The 17,243-nt window shown below is 58.2% G+C and carries 17 protein-coding genes and 1 tRNA gene; 13 read left to right on the top strand and 5 right to left on the bottom strand.

All coding sequences use genetic code 11. From position 1 onward, the window contains the following. The 9 genes from NE637_RS08420 to NE637_RS08455 all read left to right on the top strand — a co-directional run bounded on the left by NE637_RS08420 (window position 1) and on the right by NE637_RS08455 (window position 7,689). Window positions 1-1,188, top strand: coding sequence for a baseplate J/gp47 family protein (locus tag NE637_RS08420; RefSeq protein ID WP_256267680.1), 1,188 nt, complete (start codon window positions 1-3; stop codon window positions 1,186-1,188). Beyond that, window positions 1,188-1,856, top strand: a complete 669-nt coding sequence (locus NE637_RS08425) for a DUF2612 domain-containing protein (protein WP_256267681.1) — start codon at window positions 1,188-1,190, stop codon at window positions 1,854-1,856. Before NE637_RS08420 ends, NE637_RS08425 begins: the two co-directional genes overlap by 1 nt. A gap of 68 nt (window positions 1,857-1,924) precedes the next feature. Continuing rightward, window positions 1,925-2,950, top strand: a complete 1,026-nt coding sequence (locus NE637_RS08430; protein ID WP_256267682.1) for a hypothetical protein — start codon at window positions 1,925-1,927, stop codon at window positions 2,948-2,950. Window positions 2,951-3,251: 301 nt separating this feature from the next. After that, on the top strand, window positions 3,252-3,845 hold the full coding sequence (locus NE637_RS08435; protein WP_256267683.1) for a phage tail protein: 594 nt from the start codon (window positions 3,252-3,254) through the stop codon (window positions 3,843-3,845). A 166-nt stretch (window positions 3,846-4,011) separates the two neighbouring features. Continuing rightward, entirely contained in the window at window positions 4,012-4,653 is a 642-nt protein-coding gene (locus NE637_RS08440) for a hypothetical protein (RefSeq protein ID WP_256267684.1), read from the top strand. A gap of 1,054 nt (window positions 4,654-5,707) precedes the next feature. Beyond that, entirely contained in the window at window positions 5,708-6,625 is a 918-nt protein-coding gene (locus NE637_RS08445; RefSeq protein ID WP_256267685.1) for a tyrosine-type recombinase/integrase, read from the top strand. 172 nt (window positions 6,626-6,797) lie between these two features. After that, complete coding sequence (locus NE637_RS08450; RefSeq protein WP_256267686.1) at window positions 6,798-6,983, top strand: Com family DNA-binding transcriptional regulator; 186 nt, start codon at window positions 6,798-6,800, stop codon at window positions 6,981-6,983. Further along, window positions 6,964-7,131, top strand: coding sequence for a hypothetical protein (locus NE637_RS15810; RefSeq protein WP_306804705.1), 168 nt, complete (start codon window positions 6,964-6,966; stop codon window positions 7,129-7,131). The genes NE637_RS08450 and NE637_RS15810 overlap by 20 nt, the downstream gene beginning before the upstream one ends. 30 nt (window positions 7,132-7,161) lie before the next feature. Further along, window positions 7,162-7,689: a DNA-methyltransferase gene (locus NE637_RS08455; protein ID WP_371740832.1), complete on the top strand. Its 528-nt coding sequence runs from the start codon at window positions 7,162-7,164 to the stop codon at window positions 7,687-7,689. 248 nt (window positions 7,690-7,937) lie between these two features. Here the strand turns inward: NE637_RS08455 and NE637_RS08460 are convergent. After that, window positions 7,938-8,014 (bottom strand) — tRNA-Arg (locus NE637_RS08460). Window positions 8,015-8,227: 213 nt separating this feature from the next. Here NE637_RS08460 and NE637_RS08465 point away from each other — a divergent pair. From NE637_RS08465 to NE637_RS08475, 3 genes are all read left to right on the top strand, one after another. Continuing rightward, on the top strand, window positions 8,228-9,520 hold the full coding sequence (locus NE637_RS08465; protein WP_227118232.1) for a bifunctional folylpolyglutamate synthase/dihydrofolate synthase: 1,293 nt from the start codon (window positions 8,228-8,230) through the stop codon (window positions 9,518-9,520). Window positions 9,521-9,635: 115 nt separating this feature from the next. Further along, a complete protein-coding gene (gene selA, locus NE637_RS08470) occupies window positions 9,636-11,072 on the top strand; it encodes an L-seryl-tRNA(Sec) selenium transferase (protein WP_227118233.1) in 1,437 nt (478 codons plus the stop codon). 39 nt (window positions 11,073-11,111) lie between these two features. Further along, window positions 11,112-12,497, top strand: a complete 1,386-nt coding sequence (locus NE637_RS08475) for an aminopeptidase (protein WP_227118234.1) — start codon at window positions 11,112-11,114, stop codon at window positions 12,495-12,497. A gap of 151 nt (window positions 12,498-12,648) precedes the next feature. Here NE637_RS08475 and NE637_RS08480 read toward each other — a convergent pair whose 3' ends face one another. From NE637_RS08480 to NE637_RS08490, 3 genes are all read right to left on the bottom strand, one after another. Further along, complete coding sequence (locus tag NE637_RS08480; protein ID WP_227118235.1) at window positions 12,649-13,407, bottom strand: DNA alkylation repair protein; 759 nt, start codon at window positions 13,405-13,407, stop codon at window positions 12,649-12,651. A gap of 241 nt (window positions 13,408-13,648) precedes the next feature. Then, entirely contained in the window at window positions 13,649-14,008 is a 360-nt protein-coding gene (locus NE637_RS08485) for a helix-turn-helix domain-containing protein (RefSeq protein WP_192113869.1), read from the bottom strand. Window positions 14,009-14,757: 749 nt separating this feature from the next. Continuing rightward, window positions 14,758-15,861 carry an MltA domain-containing protein gene (locus NE637_RS08490; protein ID WP_227118236.1) on the bottom strand — a complete coding sequence of 368 codons (1,104 nt, stop codon included), beginning with the start codon at window positions 15,859-15,861 and terminating at the stop codon, window positions 14,758-14,760. Window positions 15,862-15,960: 99 nt separating this feature from the next. On the opposite strand from NE637_RS08490, the gene NE637_RS08495 reads away from it, so the two are divergent. Next, window positions 15,961-16,347: an acyl-CoA thioesterase gene (locus NE637_RS08495; protein WP_192113898.1), complete on the top strand. Its 387-nt coding sequence runs from the start codon at window positions 15,961-15,963 to the stop codon at window positions 16,345-16,347. A 116-nt stretch (window positions 16,348-16,463) separates the two neighbouring features. Here NE637_RS08495 and NE637_RS08500 read toward each other — a convergent pair whose 3' ends face one another. Then, window positions 16,464-17,195, bottom strand: coding sequence for a hypothetical protein (locus NE637_RS08500; protein ID WP_192113871.1), 732 nt, complete (start codon window positions 17,193-17,195; stop codon window positions 16,464-16,466). Window positions 17,196-17,243: the final 48 nt, after the last annotated feature.

Consider the following 17,243-nt stretch of genomic DNA (forward strand, 5'->3'; position numbering starts at 1 on the left):
ATGGCTGACGGCGCATATATCGACCGCGACGGCATGCACCTGCCCGACTACGCCACCACGCTGACCACGCTGCAAGCCAAGGTCAAAGCCATTTTTGGCGACGATCTGTATCTGGAGCCGGACAGTCAGGAGGGCCAGCTGGTAGCGATTTTTGCCCTGGCCCAGCAGGACACGTACAGCCTGGCCGCCAGCGTTTACAATGCGTTTAGTCCTCATACTGCTCAGGGCGCTGGCCTCTCGCGTATGGTTGTCATTAACGGCATACGTAGGCAGCCAGCCAGCTATAGCACTGTAGTTGTGGTTTGCGTGGGTACTGCGGGCACCATCATCAATGGGGGCATTGTGGAGGATACCGCCGGACAAAAATGGGATCTGCCCGCAACCGTCACCATCCCCACGTCTGGCGAGATAAGCGTTACAGCCACTGCCCAGGATGTCGGCGATGTGCGCGCCGCAGCTGGCGAGGTCAACAAGATTGCCACGCCATGCCGTGGCTGGCAGAGCGTCAACAACCCACAGGCCGCCACGCCTGGTGCGGCAGTTGAGACAGATGCTGCTCTGCGGGCCCGTCAGGCTGTATCCACGGCACTACCTAGCCGCACGGTATTTGAGGGTACTTTGGGGGCAGTAGCAAACCTAAAGGGAGTCAGCCGCTGGCGAGGCTACGAAAACGATACGTCTACCGTTGATGCTAACGGATTACCCCCGCACAGCATCTGCATGGTTGTGGAGGGCGGCGACAACTCTGCTATAGCCGAGGCCATAGCGCTTAAAAAAACGCCGGGCTGTTACACTATGGGCGATGTTGAAGTTATGACGCGCGATGCCAAAGGCTTGCCCAATGTCATTCGGTTTTACCGTCCTAAGGCGGTGCGCGTGCGCCTGCGAGTTACTCTCTCCCCATTGTCCGGGTATTTATCCACTACCGGCACGGCCATAAAAGCCAACCTTACGGCCTACATCAACGCGCTGACCATTGGCGATGATGTGCTTGCCAGCCGCCTGCTCACGCCTATCAATGCAGCGGACGCTTCCGGGGCGAGGACTTTTGACGTGGTAAGCATTGAGTACTGCACGGGAGATGCCAGCGGTGATGCAGCCACATGGCTAACAGGCAATATTTCCATCGCCTTCAATGCCGCCGCCACCTGCGTGGTCGATGACATCAGCCTGCCTGGGGTTGAGTGATGGCGAATAACGATTACCCCGGCCTTGTAACCAGCCAGCACCAGCAATCGCGCTTTACAGCTCTGGTGGCGGTGCTGACGCAACCGCTGGTTGACGCCCAGACGCTGCTGGCATCATTGCCCGCCGCCTTTGACGTAGACACCGCCGTGGGCGTGCAGCTTGATGCCGTGGGCTTGTGGGCTGGCATTACCCGCGTGCTGCGCGTGCCCCTATCGGGCGTTTATTTTGCTTGGGGAGTTGAAGGTGTCGGCTGGGCGCAAGGCATATGGAAAGGCCCGTATGACCCTGAAAGCGGCCTCACAAGCCTGCCGGATGACGTATTTCGACGACTGATCAAAGCACGCATTGCCGCTAACGCATGGAACGGCTCAATTCCTGGAGCTTACGACGTATGGGAATCCGCGTTTGCGGATACCGGCAGCATCATAATGATACAGGATAACCAGGACATGAGCATGGTTGTGGGCATAGCGGGCATGCGACCAGATGCCGTTACCCAGGCTTTGCTCATGGGCAATTACATACCTCTCAAGCCCGAGGGTGTGCGCGTGAGCTGGTATGCCGTTACGCAGGATGGCGGCCCGCTGATGGCCTGGGGCTGTCAGTCCGAGGGACTGGCTGGCTGGGGCATGGGCATGTGGCCCATCGTGCTGCGGCCAACAGCGTAATACCCTGAACAATATCAGGGTGACCAAAGACATCTATCCCCGGTTATACCGGGGACATGGAGGGCATTATGGCCACTACCAAAGATACTGGTGTAACCGTTGAATCTGGCTCTGTTATCAACGATATCTTACCCTTTTGCTCTCAGGGAGTCGATGGGCGTGACCTGCTGACTCAAGAGGCCTACGCCACTGACGTGCAGCGCTCTATTGGCCATCAACCGGGCATCGCACGGCAGGAGCTGGCCAACAAACAGGCGCGGCAGGTTTCACACATGTCCGCTGGTTTGGCGCAATTTTTGGCCCGTCGCTATGCGCCTGGCGTTAAAGACGATGGCGACCTGGATAAAGTTGAGGCGGCGCTTGTGTCTGTTATTATGGGATTGCTGGAATCCCGACTTCCCGGCATTGCCACAGAGGAAGTCAACGGCATATGCCGCCCTGACGGTGTGACTATCAAAATTGATGCCAGCGGCAAGATCTCTGTTGTGCAGGCAGACAAGTATGATCTGGGCGAATTTTACTATTTCCGGCATCCCACGCTCAAGCCCGGCTTCGCTCCACTTCAGGGCGGACTGATTAGCGGGGACTATCAAGGGAAACACATTACAGAGTACCCCATCTGGCAATACCTCCAGACGGCAGAAGGACGATTGCTGCTCAAGACAGAGTCCGAATGGCAGGCAATGACCAGGGTCATCTGGCACACAAACGCGGACGGCTCAACGGTAGGCTGGAACGGTATCGGCGGCGCACCGTTTTATGTGCAGGATATGGGCGCTGGCACCCTGCGTATGGCTGACGTGCGCGGAATGTACGCGGAGGCTGCCGGATTCGACTCTCTCGGCGTGGGAGGCGTGCATGGGGACATGATCCGCAACATTGTAGGCACTGGCATATCCTATCGCTCGACAACTGCCGCTTGGGGGGCAATCGAGGCCATTGCAGGGACAGACTGGAATACTGGCCGTGCGGAAAACAACATCTATCTGTATAACTCAAGGCTCAACATCGCGCGCGTTGTGCCTACTGGTAGTTCTAACAAGCCGCGTGCATGGGGTGCGTTGGCATGTTGTTATCTTGGCCAGCCAGCATAGCTATGCCACCGGGGTGCCAAGGTAGCAGCAGGCAAGAGCACCCCACGCACGGGGTTTGTTGGTTGCGCCTGTGGGTACTACGCGAGAGGCCTGCAAAGATATCCGCGGCAGAGCATGCGAGGCATTAACAAGTTGAGCTGTTGATGTATGCGTACCAGCAGCATCGCTGATAAAAGCGCCATTCGACCCCAACGTAGTGGACAGCAGATCCAGGATCCATGCCGCACCCGTAATATCCCGGATCATGTCCCCATGCACACCTCCCACGCCGGGAGCTGGAAATAAATTCAAGGAGTAACCAATGGCAATCGCCTACCAATATACTGTTGACGGCTACTTCGCCGGAGAAGCTGAAGATTATGGCCTGCTGCCCAACAACGCCACATACACAGCACCGCCGAAACAGCCCTGGGATCACGTCTGGCCGCAATGGACAGGCAATAAGTGGGTACTTGTGGAAGACCACCGCGAGCGCAAGGCCCCGCTGTTTGACATAGCACTGGCCCAGGATGCCACAGATTACTGGCTGCCGGAGGACACCAACGCCAATCCTGCGCGCCACATGACCAAGCCCGGTCCCCTGCCGGATGGTGCTCTGACCGAGCGCCCATCCAAAACTGAAGACGAGTTGCTGGCCGAGGCCAGGGCAGTCAAAACGGCGGAGATAACCGCAGGCTATGACGCCGCTGTAGCCGCATCGCTTACCATGCCCACGGCCAACCCAACGGCCCAGGACGTAACTGTCGGTGCAGCCGCTTTTGCTGCGGAGGATGCGGAGGGGCTCGCATTTGTCATGCAGACCCATGCGAAACGCCGCGACGAGTTACTGGCAGCCGTGGAAGCCGCCGAAACGGCTGAAGCCGTGCAGGCTATTACCGTCAGCTACGCCGTGTAACAACGCTATGGGGGTGATCAACCAGATCTTCGGAGGTGTATGCACCGGCCCTGCGTCTCCAAAGGACGACGGGCTGACTGTGTATGGCTCCAGCCGACAACCCACTGAGGTGCGCCAACGGGTTTTTGATTTCAGGGGTTGCCGTCCGGCTGATCAGGATGAGGTCTTGAGCGGTGTTGACGGTGCCGAGGTTTATCTGTCGGGGGTTGTGATCTTAGGCGGGATCAAAGCAATATTAGCTGGTAACGGCGACCACCCCGGCAGTGATGCGCACTATGCACGCTGGTTGCTGGAGGATTGCGTTATCATTGGCGCAGGTCGCCGCTGCCCTGAAGCCCAGGACGGTACAACGGTCATTATGCGTCGCTGCTGGGTACATGATTTTGGTCAAACTTATAACGTGCGGGCTTTTGGTGGTTGGGCACACCGTGGCGCACGGATTATAGCGGAAGACAGCCTTTTTACGCAGGGAGAGATATGGCCTTGGGGCTATGATGTATTCAAGGCCATCCGCGACGTGGCCAACCACATCGGCCAGGCTGTTAACGATCGCGGCCTCAGTGCGATGCTGTTCCCACGCACCTACATGCCCGGCCCGTGCCGTGGACTGACGGCGGATACAGGCGGGCTGGTGCTGGCAACGCGCTGTTACCGCAATCGGCCTTGGATCAAGATTGACGGATGCAACAACTATATAGATCGGGCCGCCGCCAGGGAGATAGTTAAGCAAATTGAGGCCATTTGCCCAGACATGACGGAACGGCTCTGTCTGCCGCTGACGGGCTTTTTTGACATTGTCACCGTCTAACCGGCTTCTTTGACAATTGCATAGGGGAATAAGATTTTCGCTATGGCGGGGGCGTGGCAGCACCCCCGCCGGTGTGATGCGACGCCAAAATGTCGCATCATGGCCCATACGGTGCAACGGCACAGTATGAAATGCCCGCCTTCTATCCCCGCAGGGACACTCAAAGCGTAGATAAATATTTCGCAAAGTGCAACTCTGTTACAGGGATAAATTATAAATTTGACACAATCTCCTTCTCTTGTAATGGCGTAAAAATTTCGACAGGACAGCTTGCAGCCATCTGTACCCACATCGTCAACAGCAAATAATCAAATATACAAAATATGTTGGCCTAAAACATGTCTCCTTATAATTTCATTGCATCCCGTTAATGGACAGAAGTGTTAGTTACAAGCTCCTATGAGTGTAAATAGTTGTGTCATGCATTCGATGGCGTCAGGGGCTTTGGGTACTGATAATTGTAACCTAGCACCCGCATTGTTGTCCTTGTGGACATTTCCCGGCGTGGGAGGTGTGCATGGGGATCAAGCACGGCGAGTTGTGGGGCGTGCCAAAGCAATTTGGGGATCAAATCTAGAGCCAATCTCCGGGGCATTCCGGCGAGAGACCTCTACAGCCGTTTCGGGGTACGGCTCCGGAGTTGGATATTCCGACTTGATCCTTGATACGGCGCTCGTCGTGCCAACGGGTGCCGCCAATGCCCCTCGGCGTTGGGGAGCATTGGCATGCGCGTATTTGGGTCAGCCCGCATTATAAAGCCGGAGTGCCAAGGTAGGCGCAAGCCAGAGCACCCCACGCACGGGGTTTGTTGGCACTACCAGTAGGTACAACGCGCGCGATGTTGAGCCTTGAATTATACATATAGATGTCGTTTTCCGCGCGGCCAGTATTCCAGTTTGTCCCTGCCAGCATCTCGATTGCCCCCCAAGCGGCAGTTGTCGAGCGATAGGATACGCCAGTGCCTACAATGTTGCGGATCATGTCCCCATGCACACCTCCCACGCCGGGAGATTGGCATATCTGCCGATAAGCCTCCTAAAATATAGGAGGAAAGATGGCACAAGTCGTTTTATTTCGGACAGTGGCCCGAGACTGGTGGGAGCGGTACATGCTCCAAGGATCAGTTGATTATGCAGAAGAGTCGTGGCGTCGGTTGGAACGTGAGGTCATGCCCAGGCTTGGTGACAAGCCTTTGGGCAAAATTACTGCGCCTAATATTTTGACGATATTACGGCGTATTGAGCAACGCGGTACTTTAGTTGTGGCGCGCAAGGTCAAAAGCCATATCTCTCAAATTATGCGTTATGGCATCGCATGCGGGTTGGTCAGCCGTGACCCGGCCCGTGACCTTGGCTGGGCTTTGACACCTCATAAAGGCAAGCCCCGTGCCGCAATTACTGAGCCACGCCAGATCGGCCAACTCATGGCCTCGATTGAGCGTTATCGCAACTGCCAGCGCCGATGTTCCCTTAAGCTGGCTGCGTTGCTATTCGTCCGACCTGGTGAATTATGCTCGGCTGCATGGGATGAAATTGAGTGGGATACAGCTACATGGCGTATCCCCGCGAGCAAAATGAAGATGAAACGCCCGCACAATGTTCCCCTTTCGCGCCAGGCGCTGGACATTCTGCGAGAATTAAATCTAGTGACAGGCAAAACTTCGTGGCTGTTTCCGTCACGTTGGGACAAAACACAGCATGAAACAGGCCATGTCTTGAACTTGGCTCTGCGCCGCATGGGATATGGCTCGGACATCATGACAGCTCATGGTTTTCGGGCAATGGCAGCGACAACGCTATCGGAGCAAGGGTGGGCAAGTGAAGTAATAGAAAGGCAATTGGCTCACGTCGATAAAAACCAAGTACGCGCGGCATACCAACGTTCAGATCTACTGACGGAGCGGCGCAAGATGCTGCAAGCATGGGCAGACTATCTCGATCTGCGCTGTGCTCAAGCAATTTTAGGGAGGTAATTATTGGCAGTGGCGGGGGCGCACTAACGCCCCCACCGGCGCGGCGCCGGGTGTGCCGCACCACGGCCCCACATGAGGATTCCGGCCTCATGCAGAGTATCCGCCTGTCTGTGTCTCTGCGAGACGATACAGGGTAGGTGTTTACGCTTTGGGGCGCAACCCTCAACATATAATGCAACAGATTCTTGATGACATTCGCTGCCCTCATTGCCGCAAACTGTTGGCGCGGGGGCAAGCGTTGGAGATGGAGTTTAAATGCCCGCGTTGCGGGACGTTTTTTGTACTGCGGGCCACGCGCCCCAGCTCCGAGCCACATGATGGCCAATGGAGCAAGACCAATGATTCAAGAAAAATTTGATGATGTGACCCTGTATAACGGTGATGCTCTTGCAGTGCTAGCAAGATTACCCAATGACAGCGTTGACGCCGTGTTGACTGACCCGCCATATTCTAGCGGTGGAGCCAGTCTGAGTGCTAAACAGGCTGATCCTGCCAGCAAGTATTAGTCATCTGGCGTTAAACGCCAATATCCCCCGATGTTGGGAGATGCCAAAGATCAGCGTAGCTGGACGCACTGGTGCATGCTGTGGTTGGCTGAATGTTGGCGCATCAGCCGTGATGGCGCACCGCTCATGGTGTTTACGGATTGGCGGCAGCTCCCGGCGTTGACCGATGCGGTACAAGGTGCTGGCTGGCGTTGGCTCGGCATCGTGCCATGGGATAAACGGGCCGCACGCCCGCAGCTTGGCAGGTTTCGGCAGCAATGCGAGTACGTGGTCTTCGCTGCCAAAGGCCGCCTGAAAAGCCCCACACGGGCGTGCCTACCAGGCCTGTATGCGCACCCAGTGACGGCAGCCCGTAAGGTTCATCTGACCAGTAAGCCAGTGGCGCTCATCCACGATTTGCTGGCCATTTCGCAACCAGGAGGCACCGTGCTGGACCCGTTTATGGGCGGTGGTTCGGTAGGCGTGGCTTGTGCCGAGTCTGGTCGGAGTTATGTCGGTATTGAGTTGTCGGCAGAGTATTTTGCTATCAGCCGGAATCGTATAGCCACCAAGCAGTAAGTAAAAAACAGGGGCGGAATTAATCCCGCCCCTACAATCCCAATAAATATATTCTGTGTGCCACATTTGCACGGGTTAATCTGCTGTCATCTGTGCAAAATTAAGTGGCGTTTGGTCCAAATGTAAGTGGCGCGTTACACGGTTTCTAGCTTCCAATCGCCTCCCCTCATTCAGTTGCCGCCTGAGGGGAATAGCGAGGGGAAGAAAAAAGGACTTACAGCCAAATAACTGCAAGTCCTTGAATTTATTGGCGCGCCCGAGAGGAATCGAACCCCTGACCAAGAACTTAGAAGGTTCCTGCTCTATCCAACTGAGCTACGGGCGCACATGACAAAGGCGCAGTGCCCTGCCGTGTGGCGGCCAATATATTGATAGCGCCCCACTGCGTCAAGCGTTCCCGCGCATTCAGGCATACATGCCCATGAGGCGGGGTTTGCCCGATGGCTCACGTTTTTACGCAAGCATCGGGCAAGATTTGCGCGGATTTTGCCTGTGCACGCCCGCTGACAGACAGCGCGCTTTGCGCTACCATATCTAAATGAGCAACACGTTCAGCACTCCCGCAGATATCCAGCGCCATCTGGACAGCCTGGGGCTTTTTCATATGGATATGGGCCTGGGCCGCATGCGCCGGGCTTTGGCCGCCCTTGATCTGGCTCGCCCGCCCTTTGTGGTGGCTCAGGTGCTCGGCACCAACGGCAAGGGATCAACATCGTCATTTCTGGCTTCCCTTGCCCTTGCTCACGGCTGTCGGGTGGGCCTCTACACCTCGCCGCACTTTGTCAGCCCCACAGAGCGCATCCGCATTGGCGGGCCAAATGATGCCGCCTGCGCCCCCTGGCCTGTGGATGACTGGATTGAGCCAGCCAACCAGGTCATGGCTGCCGCGCCCGATCTGACCTACTTTGAATTTCTTACGGTGCTGGCCCTGCTGGGTTTTGCCCGCAAGGGCGTGGAGCTGGCAGTGCTTGAAGCTGGCCTTGGCGGCAAACACGACGCCACAACCGCCGTCGCCGCCGACCTCATGTGCTATGCGCCCATTGCCCTTGACCACAAGGACATCCTGGGCCCCACCCTTGCCGACATTGCGGCAGACAAGGCCGCAGCCATACGCAGTGCAGCGCCCGTATGCAGCGTTGCGCAGTTTCCCGAAGCCGCAAAAATTCTTGAGCGCGCGGCCCGCAGCCACAATGCGCCCTTCATCAGGGCTTGTCCGGTTTCCGCTGATACCCGCCTTGGCCTCAGCGGCCCTCACCAGCGCGCCAACGCAGGTTTGGCCCTCACGGCATGGCGCGAGCTTGCCCCCATGCTTGGCAAGAGCGCGGACGACACGAAGGCCCAGGCTCAAGGGCTGGCGCAAGCCTTTATGCCGGGCCGCTTGCAACGGGTTCCGGGTACGGATCAGTACCCTCCCCTGCTACTTGACGGCGCCCATAATCCGCACGGCATGGCCGCGCTGATCAAGGCCCTGCGCGCCGAAGGCCTGCAACCCGCCGGAGCGGTATTTTCCTGCCTTGCAGACAAAGACTGGCTGCCCGCCGCCCAGATGCTCAAGCACTATCTGGGCGAAGCCCCCATGTTTGTGGTCACGCTTGGCAACCACCGGGCCGCAGCGGCGCAAGACATAGCCGCCGCCTGCAACGCCCTGCCCCCGGCCACGGCGCAGGCCTTGCCCCAAGGCCCTCAAGGCTTGGCAAAGGCGCTTGAACTGGCGCGCGCTCTGCCCGCCGCCACCGAAGCCCGCCCAGTGCTCATGACGGGTTCGCTGTACCTGCTTTCAGAATTTTTTACGCAGCACCCCCAATGGCTGCTGCAACCGCAGGTCCAGTAGGCGCAGGCAAGCCCGCCGCTGGCCCGGCTGACGACGCTGCATGGCAGACAAAGCCCAAGCCGCCGTGCTCGCGCATTTTTTATTTTTTGCGGTAACCGCAGTATAAAGGACGCCCATGCAAAATCTTTTTCGCGCCATTCCCGCCGTAGACGCCAGCATTGCCGCACTGCACCGCGCGGATGCCGCACTGGGCGACAGCCAGCAAACGCCGCACGCGCTGCTACGCGATCTTGTGGCCGCTTATTGGGACATTCGGCGGGAGGACATCCGCGCCGGGCGCTGCACCGCCCCCGAAGACCTGCACCTTGAACGCCAGTTGCCAGGCCTGCTGGCCTTTGTGCAGCGCGGTCTGCGCCCCCGGTTCCGGTCGGCGCTCAACGCCACGGGCGTTGTGGTACATACCAACATGGGGCGCTCCGTACTTGCCGAAGAAGCCCGAGAGGCCGTGCTGCGGGCAGCTACCGGTTACTGCAATCTGGAACTGAATCTCGCCACAGGCGGCCGGGGCAGCCGTCACGCGCTGGTGGAAGAACTCATCTGCCGCGTCACCGGGGCCGAAGCTGCCCTTGTGGTCAACAACAATGCCGCCGCCGTGCTGCTGGTGCTCGACACCTTCTGCAAGGGCGGCGAGGTTATAGTCTCGCGCGGCGAACTGGTGGAAATAGGCGGCAGCTTCCGTATTCCTGAAGTGATGGAAAAAAGCGGGGCCACCCTGCGCGAGGTGGGGGCCACCAACCGCACGCATCTGCGCGACTACCGCGCCGCCATCAACGAGAATACCCGCGCCCTCATGCGCGTGCACACGTCCAACTACCGGATTGTGGGCTTTCATGCCGCCGTGGCCCTGCCCGAGCTGGCGGAACTGGCGCGCGAGCACAACCTGCCGCTTATTGAAGACCTCGGCAGCGGCAGCCTTATGGATTTTTCTGCCTGCGGCCTGCCCAACGAGCCAACCGTGCCGGAAGTACTCTCGCAGGGCGCGGATATCGCAACTTTTTCAGGCGACAAAGTGCTTGGCGGCCCTCAGGCCGGCATCATCACCGGGCGCAAGAGCATGGTGGAAAAGCTCAAGAGCAACCCGCTCACGCGGGCGCTGCGCTGCGACAAGCTGTGCCTCTCCGCTCTTGAGGCCACCCTGCGCCTGTACCTTGACCCGGAAAAAGCCCGCAAGAGCGTGCCTACCCTGCGCATGATAACCTGCCCGCCCGATGAACTGGCCAGGGCAGCGCGCAATCTGGCAAAACGGTTGCGCAAGGGGCTTAATGCAGAAAGTACCCTGTGCGAGGTAGGCTTGCGGGAGGATGTGTCGCGCGTGGGCGGGGGCGCGTTTCCGCAGTACGACCTGCCCACCACCCTGGTGCGGCTCAGACCCACGGCATGCAGCCCCACGGCCCTCAAGGCGGCCCTGCTTGAAACGGTTCCTCCGCTCATCGGGCGGCTGGAAGACGACGCCTTCTGCCTTGACCCGCGCACACTTGATGTCAAAGAATACCCCGAGGTACTGCGCGTACTGCGTCAGGCGCTGAACGCTGCAATCCCTCAACAGGCATAATACGCGAAACATAAAGCGTGAGATAAAAGGAACAGCATCATGGAAAAAAATCTTGCCTACAAGCCCAAAAGCATCTGGGACAACGCCGACGCCAAAACCCGCAAGGAAATGGAGGCCCTGGCCCAGCGCTATATCGACTTTATCACCCACTGCAAGACCGAGCGCGAAACCGTGGAATACGTGCGCCAGCGCCTTGCCGAGCATGGGTATGCGGAAGATTTCAGCGGCGACCGCGTTATGCGGTCCCTGCGCGGCAAGGCCATCTTTGCGGCCCGCAAGGGTGCGCTGCCCCTGAGTCAGGGGCTTTCGCTGCTGGCTGCACACGCCGATACCCCGCGCCTTGATTTCAAGCAGCGCCCGCTTATTGAACAGCCCGGCGTTGCCCAGGCCAAGACCCACTACTACGGCGGTATCCGCAAATATCAGTGGCTTGCGCGCCCCCTGGCCCTGCACGGCGTTATCGTGCGTGAAAACGGCGAAACCCTCACGGTGACCATTGGCGAAAAGCCCGGCGAGCCAGTGTTCTGCATTGCCGACCTTTTGCCCCATCTTGCCCAGAAGCAGGTTACGCAGCCTGTCAGCGAAGCCTTTGAGGCCGAAAAACTCAATATCATTCTGGCCCACAGCACGCCCAAGGCTGGCAAATCCAGCAAGGACGATGCACCCAAAGACCCCATCAAAACCCAGTTGCTTGAACTGCTGCACAAAAAATACGGCATCTGCGAAGAAGACTTCATCACTGCCGAGCTTCAGGCTGTGCCCGCTGGCCCGGCCCGCTTTGTGGGCTTTGACAAGGCCATGATCGGCGGCTACGGGCAGGACGACCGCATCTGCGTGTTTACCGCGCTGGAGGCCCTGCTTGAGGCCGAAGCCACAGGCCGCAGCATGGCTGTTATTTTCTGGGACAAAGAAGAAATCGGCTCGGACGGCGCATCTGGCGCAGCTTCGCGCTTTATGCAGTATTGCGTGGAAGACCTCGCCCGTGCGTGGGAAAAGGGTGTTCAGCCCTCGCATGTGCTGCTTGAAACCCGCGCCCTTTCTGCCGACGTTTCCGCAGCGCTGGATCCAGATTATCAGGATGTGCACGAAAAACAGAACGCCGCCCTGCTGGGCTACGGCCCGGTGTTTTCCAAGTTTACCGGCTCGCGCGGCAAGTACGGCGCCAGCGAGGCCGACGCCGAATTTTTCGGCGCGCTGCGCGGGCTTTTCAACGGCAAGGGCATTGCATGGCAGAGTGCGGAGCTTGGCAAGGTAGACCTTGGCGGCGGCGGCACCGTGGCCCTGTTCCTTGCGGCCTACGGCATGCAGGTTATTGACCTCGGCCCTGCCATTTTGTCCATGCACAGCCCCTTTGAACTGGCAAGCAGCGCTGACCTCTTCGCCACCAAGCAGGCCTTCCGCGCATTTCTGGAAGCCCAGCTATAGCCGGGCAGGCCTGGGCAGCGGGCATCTGGGCAACAGATGCTTCCCGCCCCGGCTGCATAAAGCTACGTAGATAACAGACTGCCCTTGCAGACTGGCGAAAAAATCAGCCAGCCCGCAAGGGCAGTCCATGTATGGCGCTTGGGGATGCGCTCTATTTTTTATGCAGGCTGCGCAGCGCTCTTTTGCAGATGCGCGCGGTCGCCTTGCCCGGATTTTGCGCAAGCCAGGCGTCGCAGAGCGCGATCACCCACTGCGGTTGCGATTTTGCGGCGTCATTGAGCCAGTTGCCCACGCTGTCCTGCACATAGGTGGAGGGGTCGGCCTGCAGGGGTTCAAGAACAGGCAGGCCCAGCGCAGGGTTCTCCTTGAGGATATTCAGGTGGGCGCACCACACGCCGCGCGGGCGAGTGCTTTCGCTGGCAAAACGACGCACCCTTTCCGAGGGGTCGGCGGTCCAGCCTGCGAGGTGGCGCAGGGCGTGTTCCGGCTGCTTTGCCAGATGAGGCCGCACTGCCATCCATACCCATTCACGCACGCCAAAATGCGCATCATCCGCAAAGGGGCGCACGGCTTCCAGCAGATTTTCCAGCGGCTCCGCCGGAGAATGCAGGGCATGCTCGTGCGCCAGAGCATAACATATCCAGCCCCGGACAGTATCCGACCTGTGCGCAGCAAGCCTTGCCAATCCCTGCGCGCCCACGGCCCGGTACACCAGCTCGCCAGCCAGCAGCATGCGCTTTGAAATCCCAAGGGGTGCGGCAGCGCGCATTTCATCCAGCAACGCGGCATCAGCCTGCGGCAAGGCCGCAGCCATGAGGGCGGCAAAATCCACCGCCAATCCCTCTGCCAGATTTTTTGAAGCGTCCTGCCCGCTGTTGAGCTGGGCCAGACGCGTGGAAGATATGGTCATGGCACTCCCGGCGACACCAATGCTCAAGGTATGCAAAGACCTGCGTCAAACTGGCGCAGGTCTTTGCAGATCAAAATTATTGCCGCAACAGCCAAAGGTATGATGCAACCCTGTTGCCCAAGCCGCATGCGGGCATGAAGACAACTGCCTTTGCTGAAACATGCGGGTGGGCTTCAATCTGGGGCAGGCTCTGCCCCGTTCTGCAAAACCATCCCCCAGCGGACGCGGCAGATTCACCAGCCTACGCGCTGCGCCCCATACCCTCAGCCCGCGAAACCAGCTTGCCAATGTCCGAAACAATATGTTGCAGCGGGCACTTGTCGGGCGTTCTTGCATAAATGCTGCACACTGCCCCACGGTCTTCGTCATAGGGGAGCAAAAACTTCGGGCCAACGCCTTTCTGCACCCATTCGGGATTGATGCCTTTTTTCTTCAGCAGACTGAGCAGCCACTTGGACGGGATGGCCAGCCGCTTTTTGGAATCAGAAATACATGATTGCGAAACATCAAAAAACTGCGCAAGTTCCTGTTGGGTTCTGCATTGGGTGACATTCTTGATGCGATCCATAATGGCCATATACTCAAATACCTTTCCACTCATTGGAAGAGCCTCCTCTGTACGCTATAGGCGTGCAAAATGCCCGGAATTATCAACGTGTTGAAACGAAGGAACCGGGTGCGGCGAGCGGATGCTCAGATGCGCGTTTATTGTGCTGGCCAGGATGTGGCAAACCCATAAAAACGGACGCGAGGATGCTTTTCTGAAAGGGAGCGGTCTGGACAGTGGAAGAGGCCAACGGATTGCTGCACAAAGAACAGTGCAACAGCCGGGAGAACTGACATAGACTCCGTGCAGCCATCACAGTTGCCTAAAAAGCCGTGACAATACGCCAACGCTTCGTAGCCCTGCAGGTCGCAACCGGGTTGGTGAGGCAGAAATAAAATTCCAGCCCCAAGGGGGAGAGTAGGGGGAACCCGCAAGCGGCTCCCGTACACATTGAGACAAACCAGTGAAACAAAATTATCGCAACTCTGGAGTGGCTGTCAGTGTACGCTTAAAGAAATACCCACAACATGAGATAAGTCAAGGAGTTTAATTATCAGGTATGCGTGTTTTTGGCCGCTTATGGGGCTGAAATGTCCGTTTGTCAGGCAAGCCTGCGTGTAAAATTAATAAGATATGAAAGAATAATATCTGATAATAGAATAATAAAAATATGCGGTTTCAAAAAAACCGTGCAGACCAGAAAGGCCGAAGCGGGTTTCAATCGCTCCGGCCTCATATGCTTCTGAATTTTCAACCAAATCCGTCAGCATTGCTGCTGGCGGCAAAAGATATATTCGCCAGCCCTAACGCGCCAGCAGCACCCAGGCAGGCCCTTTGGCGTCCAGATGGCTTGCCACATAGTTGGCGCGCTGGTCGCCGCCGCAAAAGATATCTATGCGGTTACGCTTGATGGCCCCGCCCACGTCCTGTGCAAAGCCGATGCCGCGCAGGGGCATCTTGCCCTTGGTTTCATCCGGTATATTGACGCCGTAGGCCACAATGGAGCCGAGCGGGATAAACCCGCGATCCGTTGCAAGCGTCAGCCAGTCGTCCACCTGATAGCCCATGGCCCCGGTGGGGCCACGCATGCCGTATTTAAAGAAGACATAGCTCGGGTTATCATTGAGAATTTCGCGCACGCGGTCGGGATTGTTTTTGAACCACTCGCGCTGTTCAAAAATATCACCGCGCCTGAGCAGGCCTTTTTCGCGCATGATGCGCCCAGAGCTTTTGTATTTGTGCCCGTTCTGGCCCGCGTAGTTGACATAGGCCTGAGTGCCATCGTCAAAAATCAGGCGACCAGAACCCTGAATTTCAAGAAAAAATACGTCAACGGGGTCTGCGGCCCAGGCCAGTTCCAGCCCCTTGCCCGCGAGCACCTGCTTTTCTTCGATGGTGCGGCGGTCATAGTACTGCCCACGCTTGGCAACGACCTTGTTCAGATCCGGGGGCAGGCCATAGATGGCCTGGGTGTACCCCGGTTTGCGTGTGCGGCTGGCGGGGACGGCAGGCTCGTAGTAACCAGAATAGTTGATGCCGCCCGTCACTTCCGCCCAGCGGAAGTTTGCCAGCAGCAGTTCCGGTTCCTTGTCCAGCCGGGGCAAAAGTTCCTGCAAACGTTCAAGCGTACGCGACAGATCGCCCCACGTCACGGTCAGGCCGGGGCGTTGCACTGCGAGGGCGTCCTTGGGCTTGCTGTTGACGTAACGCAGCGACTTACGCACACTGGGGGCCATATCCTTCCAGCTTGTCAGATCCTGACTGGCAGGAATAAGATTGCTCACAAAAAATTCCGGGCTTTCAAACCCTACCGGCGGCAAGGTTCTTTCCACCACTGGCGGCGGGGCCTGCTTGGCGCAGGCAAACAAAGCCATTGTAACCGCCAGCAGTAGCAACAGGCGCAACATGCCGCCTGCACGGTTTGCAAATCCGCTGCAACAACGCCCGGAAAACGCGTAACAAGGAGCCGTTTCGTGCATGACCAATTTCCCACCCCTGATATTTGGATGCCGCACCGCGTGTCGTATGGAGAAACAGACACGATGGGCGTGCTTTATTATGCGGAATATCTGCATCTTTTCGAGCGGGCACGCAGCGAATACATTCGCCGTTGCGGCATGAGCTATGCGGAAGTTGAAAAGAAAGGCCTTATCCTGCCTGTGCGCGAGGCCCAGTGCCGTTACCGCTCATCCGCCCGCTATGATGATCTTGTACTTGTGCGCGCTGGCATAGCCGAATGGGCGCGCGCATCCCTGCGCTTTGTATATGAGATACGGAACGAGGACAAGACGAGACTTCTGGCCACGGGCATGACCCAGCACGCGCTGGTCAATCACGAAGGTCGCCCCGTTCCTGTGCCGGACTGGTTCCGTAATCTCACCTTTACGGAGTAACCGCCAGCTCTCTCCCCTGCCTGCGATGATGCCGCGTTATTCCACCGCATTTATGCCAGCGTGATCTGCCGCCGCAAAACCACATGCGGCGGCAGAAAAATATTTTGTCCAGGGCCTTAACGGTGCCTGCTCCCGGTGGGTCCGGGATTGGCTCGCAACTGCTTGCGCGCGGCACGGGCATCCTCCAGCCGCCGCAGCCTTTCGAGACGGCCCTCCTCCTCGTCATGCCGCACCACAGGCGGTCGCTTCTGCCGCACAGGTCGCGCGCTGCTGAAACGCCGCGCAAGATGCGGCAATTCAGGGGGCACATCGGCTGCGGGATCCCCAAGGGGGCAATACGGGGCGCTTGTGCTCTCACCTCCGCCAAGATGCATGGCCAGCCTGGCGCTGAGCGCGCGCATGAGCGGTACAAGGTCTGTATATTCCTCATTCAGGCCCAAACCGTTCAGGTGCCACCGCCCATGCCCATGGACCACCTTGCGCACCCCTTTAAGCTCCCGCTCGCGCATGTTCAGACTGATGCGCACCTCGCCCTCGGGCAAGTGCAGCACAAGGGCCTCGCCCCGCGCTTCGCCCTGCCCCTGGGCGAGAGACTCAAGCCGCATGCCGGGCGGATTGCCCGCCAGCCGCAAAAGGTCTTCCAGTCCGGCGCGGGCTACGCGCAGGTGTTCGCTGGAAGCCATATTTTTTTGATCTTCCTGAATTTTTTCTTCCATCTGGCGAATGCGCTCAAGGCATTGGGCGCGCTCATCCTCTAGCGTGGTCAAACCACGCTTCATCAGGCGCACGCAAAAAACCACAGCCGCCAAAAAAACCGCACCAGCGCCGGCCCATTCCCATAGCGCCATGGTCGCTCCCTCCGCCTGCTCCAATATATATCCGACCAACTGTCACAG

It is taken from the genome of Desulfovibrio desulfuricans (genome assembly GCF_024460775.1).
GTDB lineage: Bacteria > Desulfobacterota > Desulfovibrionia > Desulfovibrionales > Desulfovibrionaceae > Desulfovibrio > Desulfovibrio desulfuricans_E.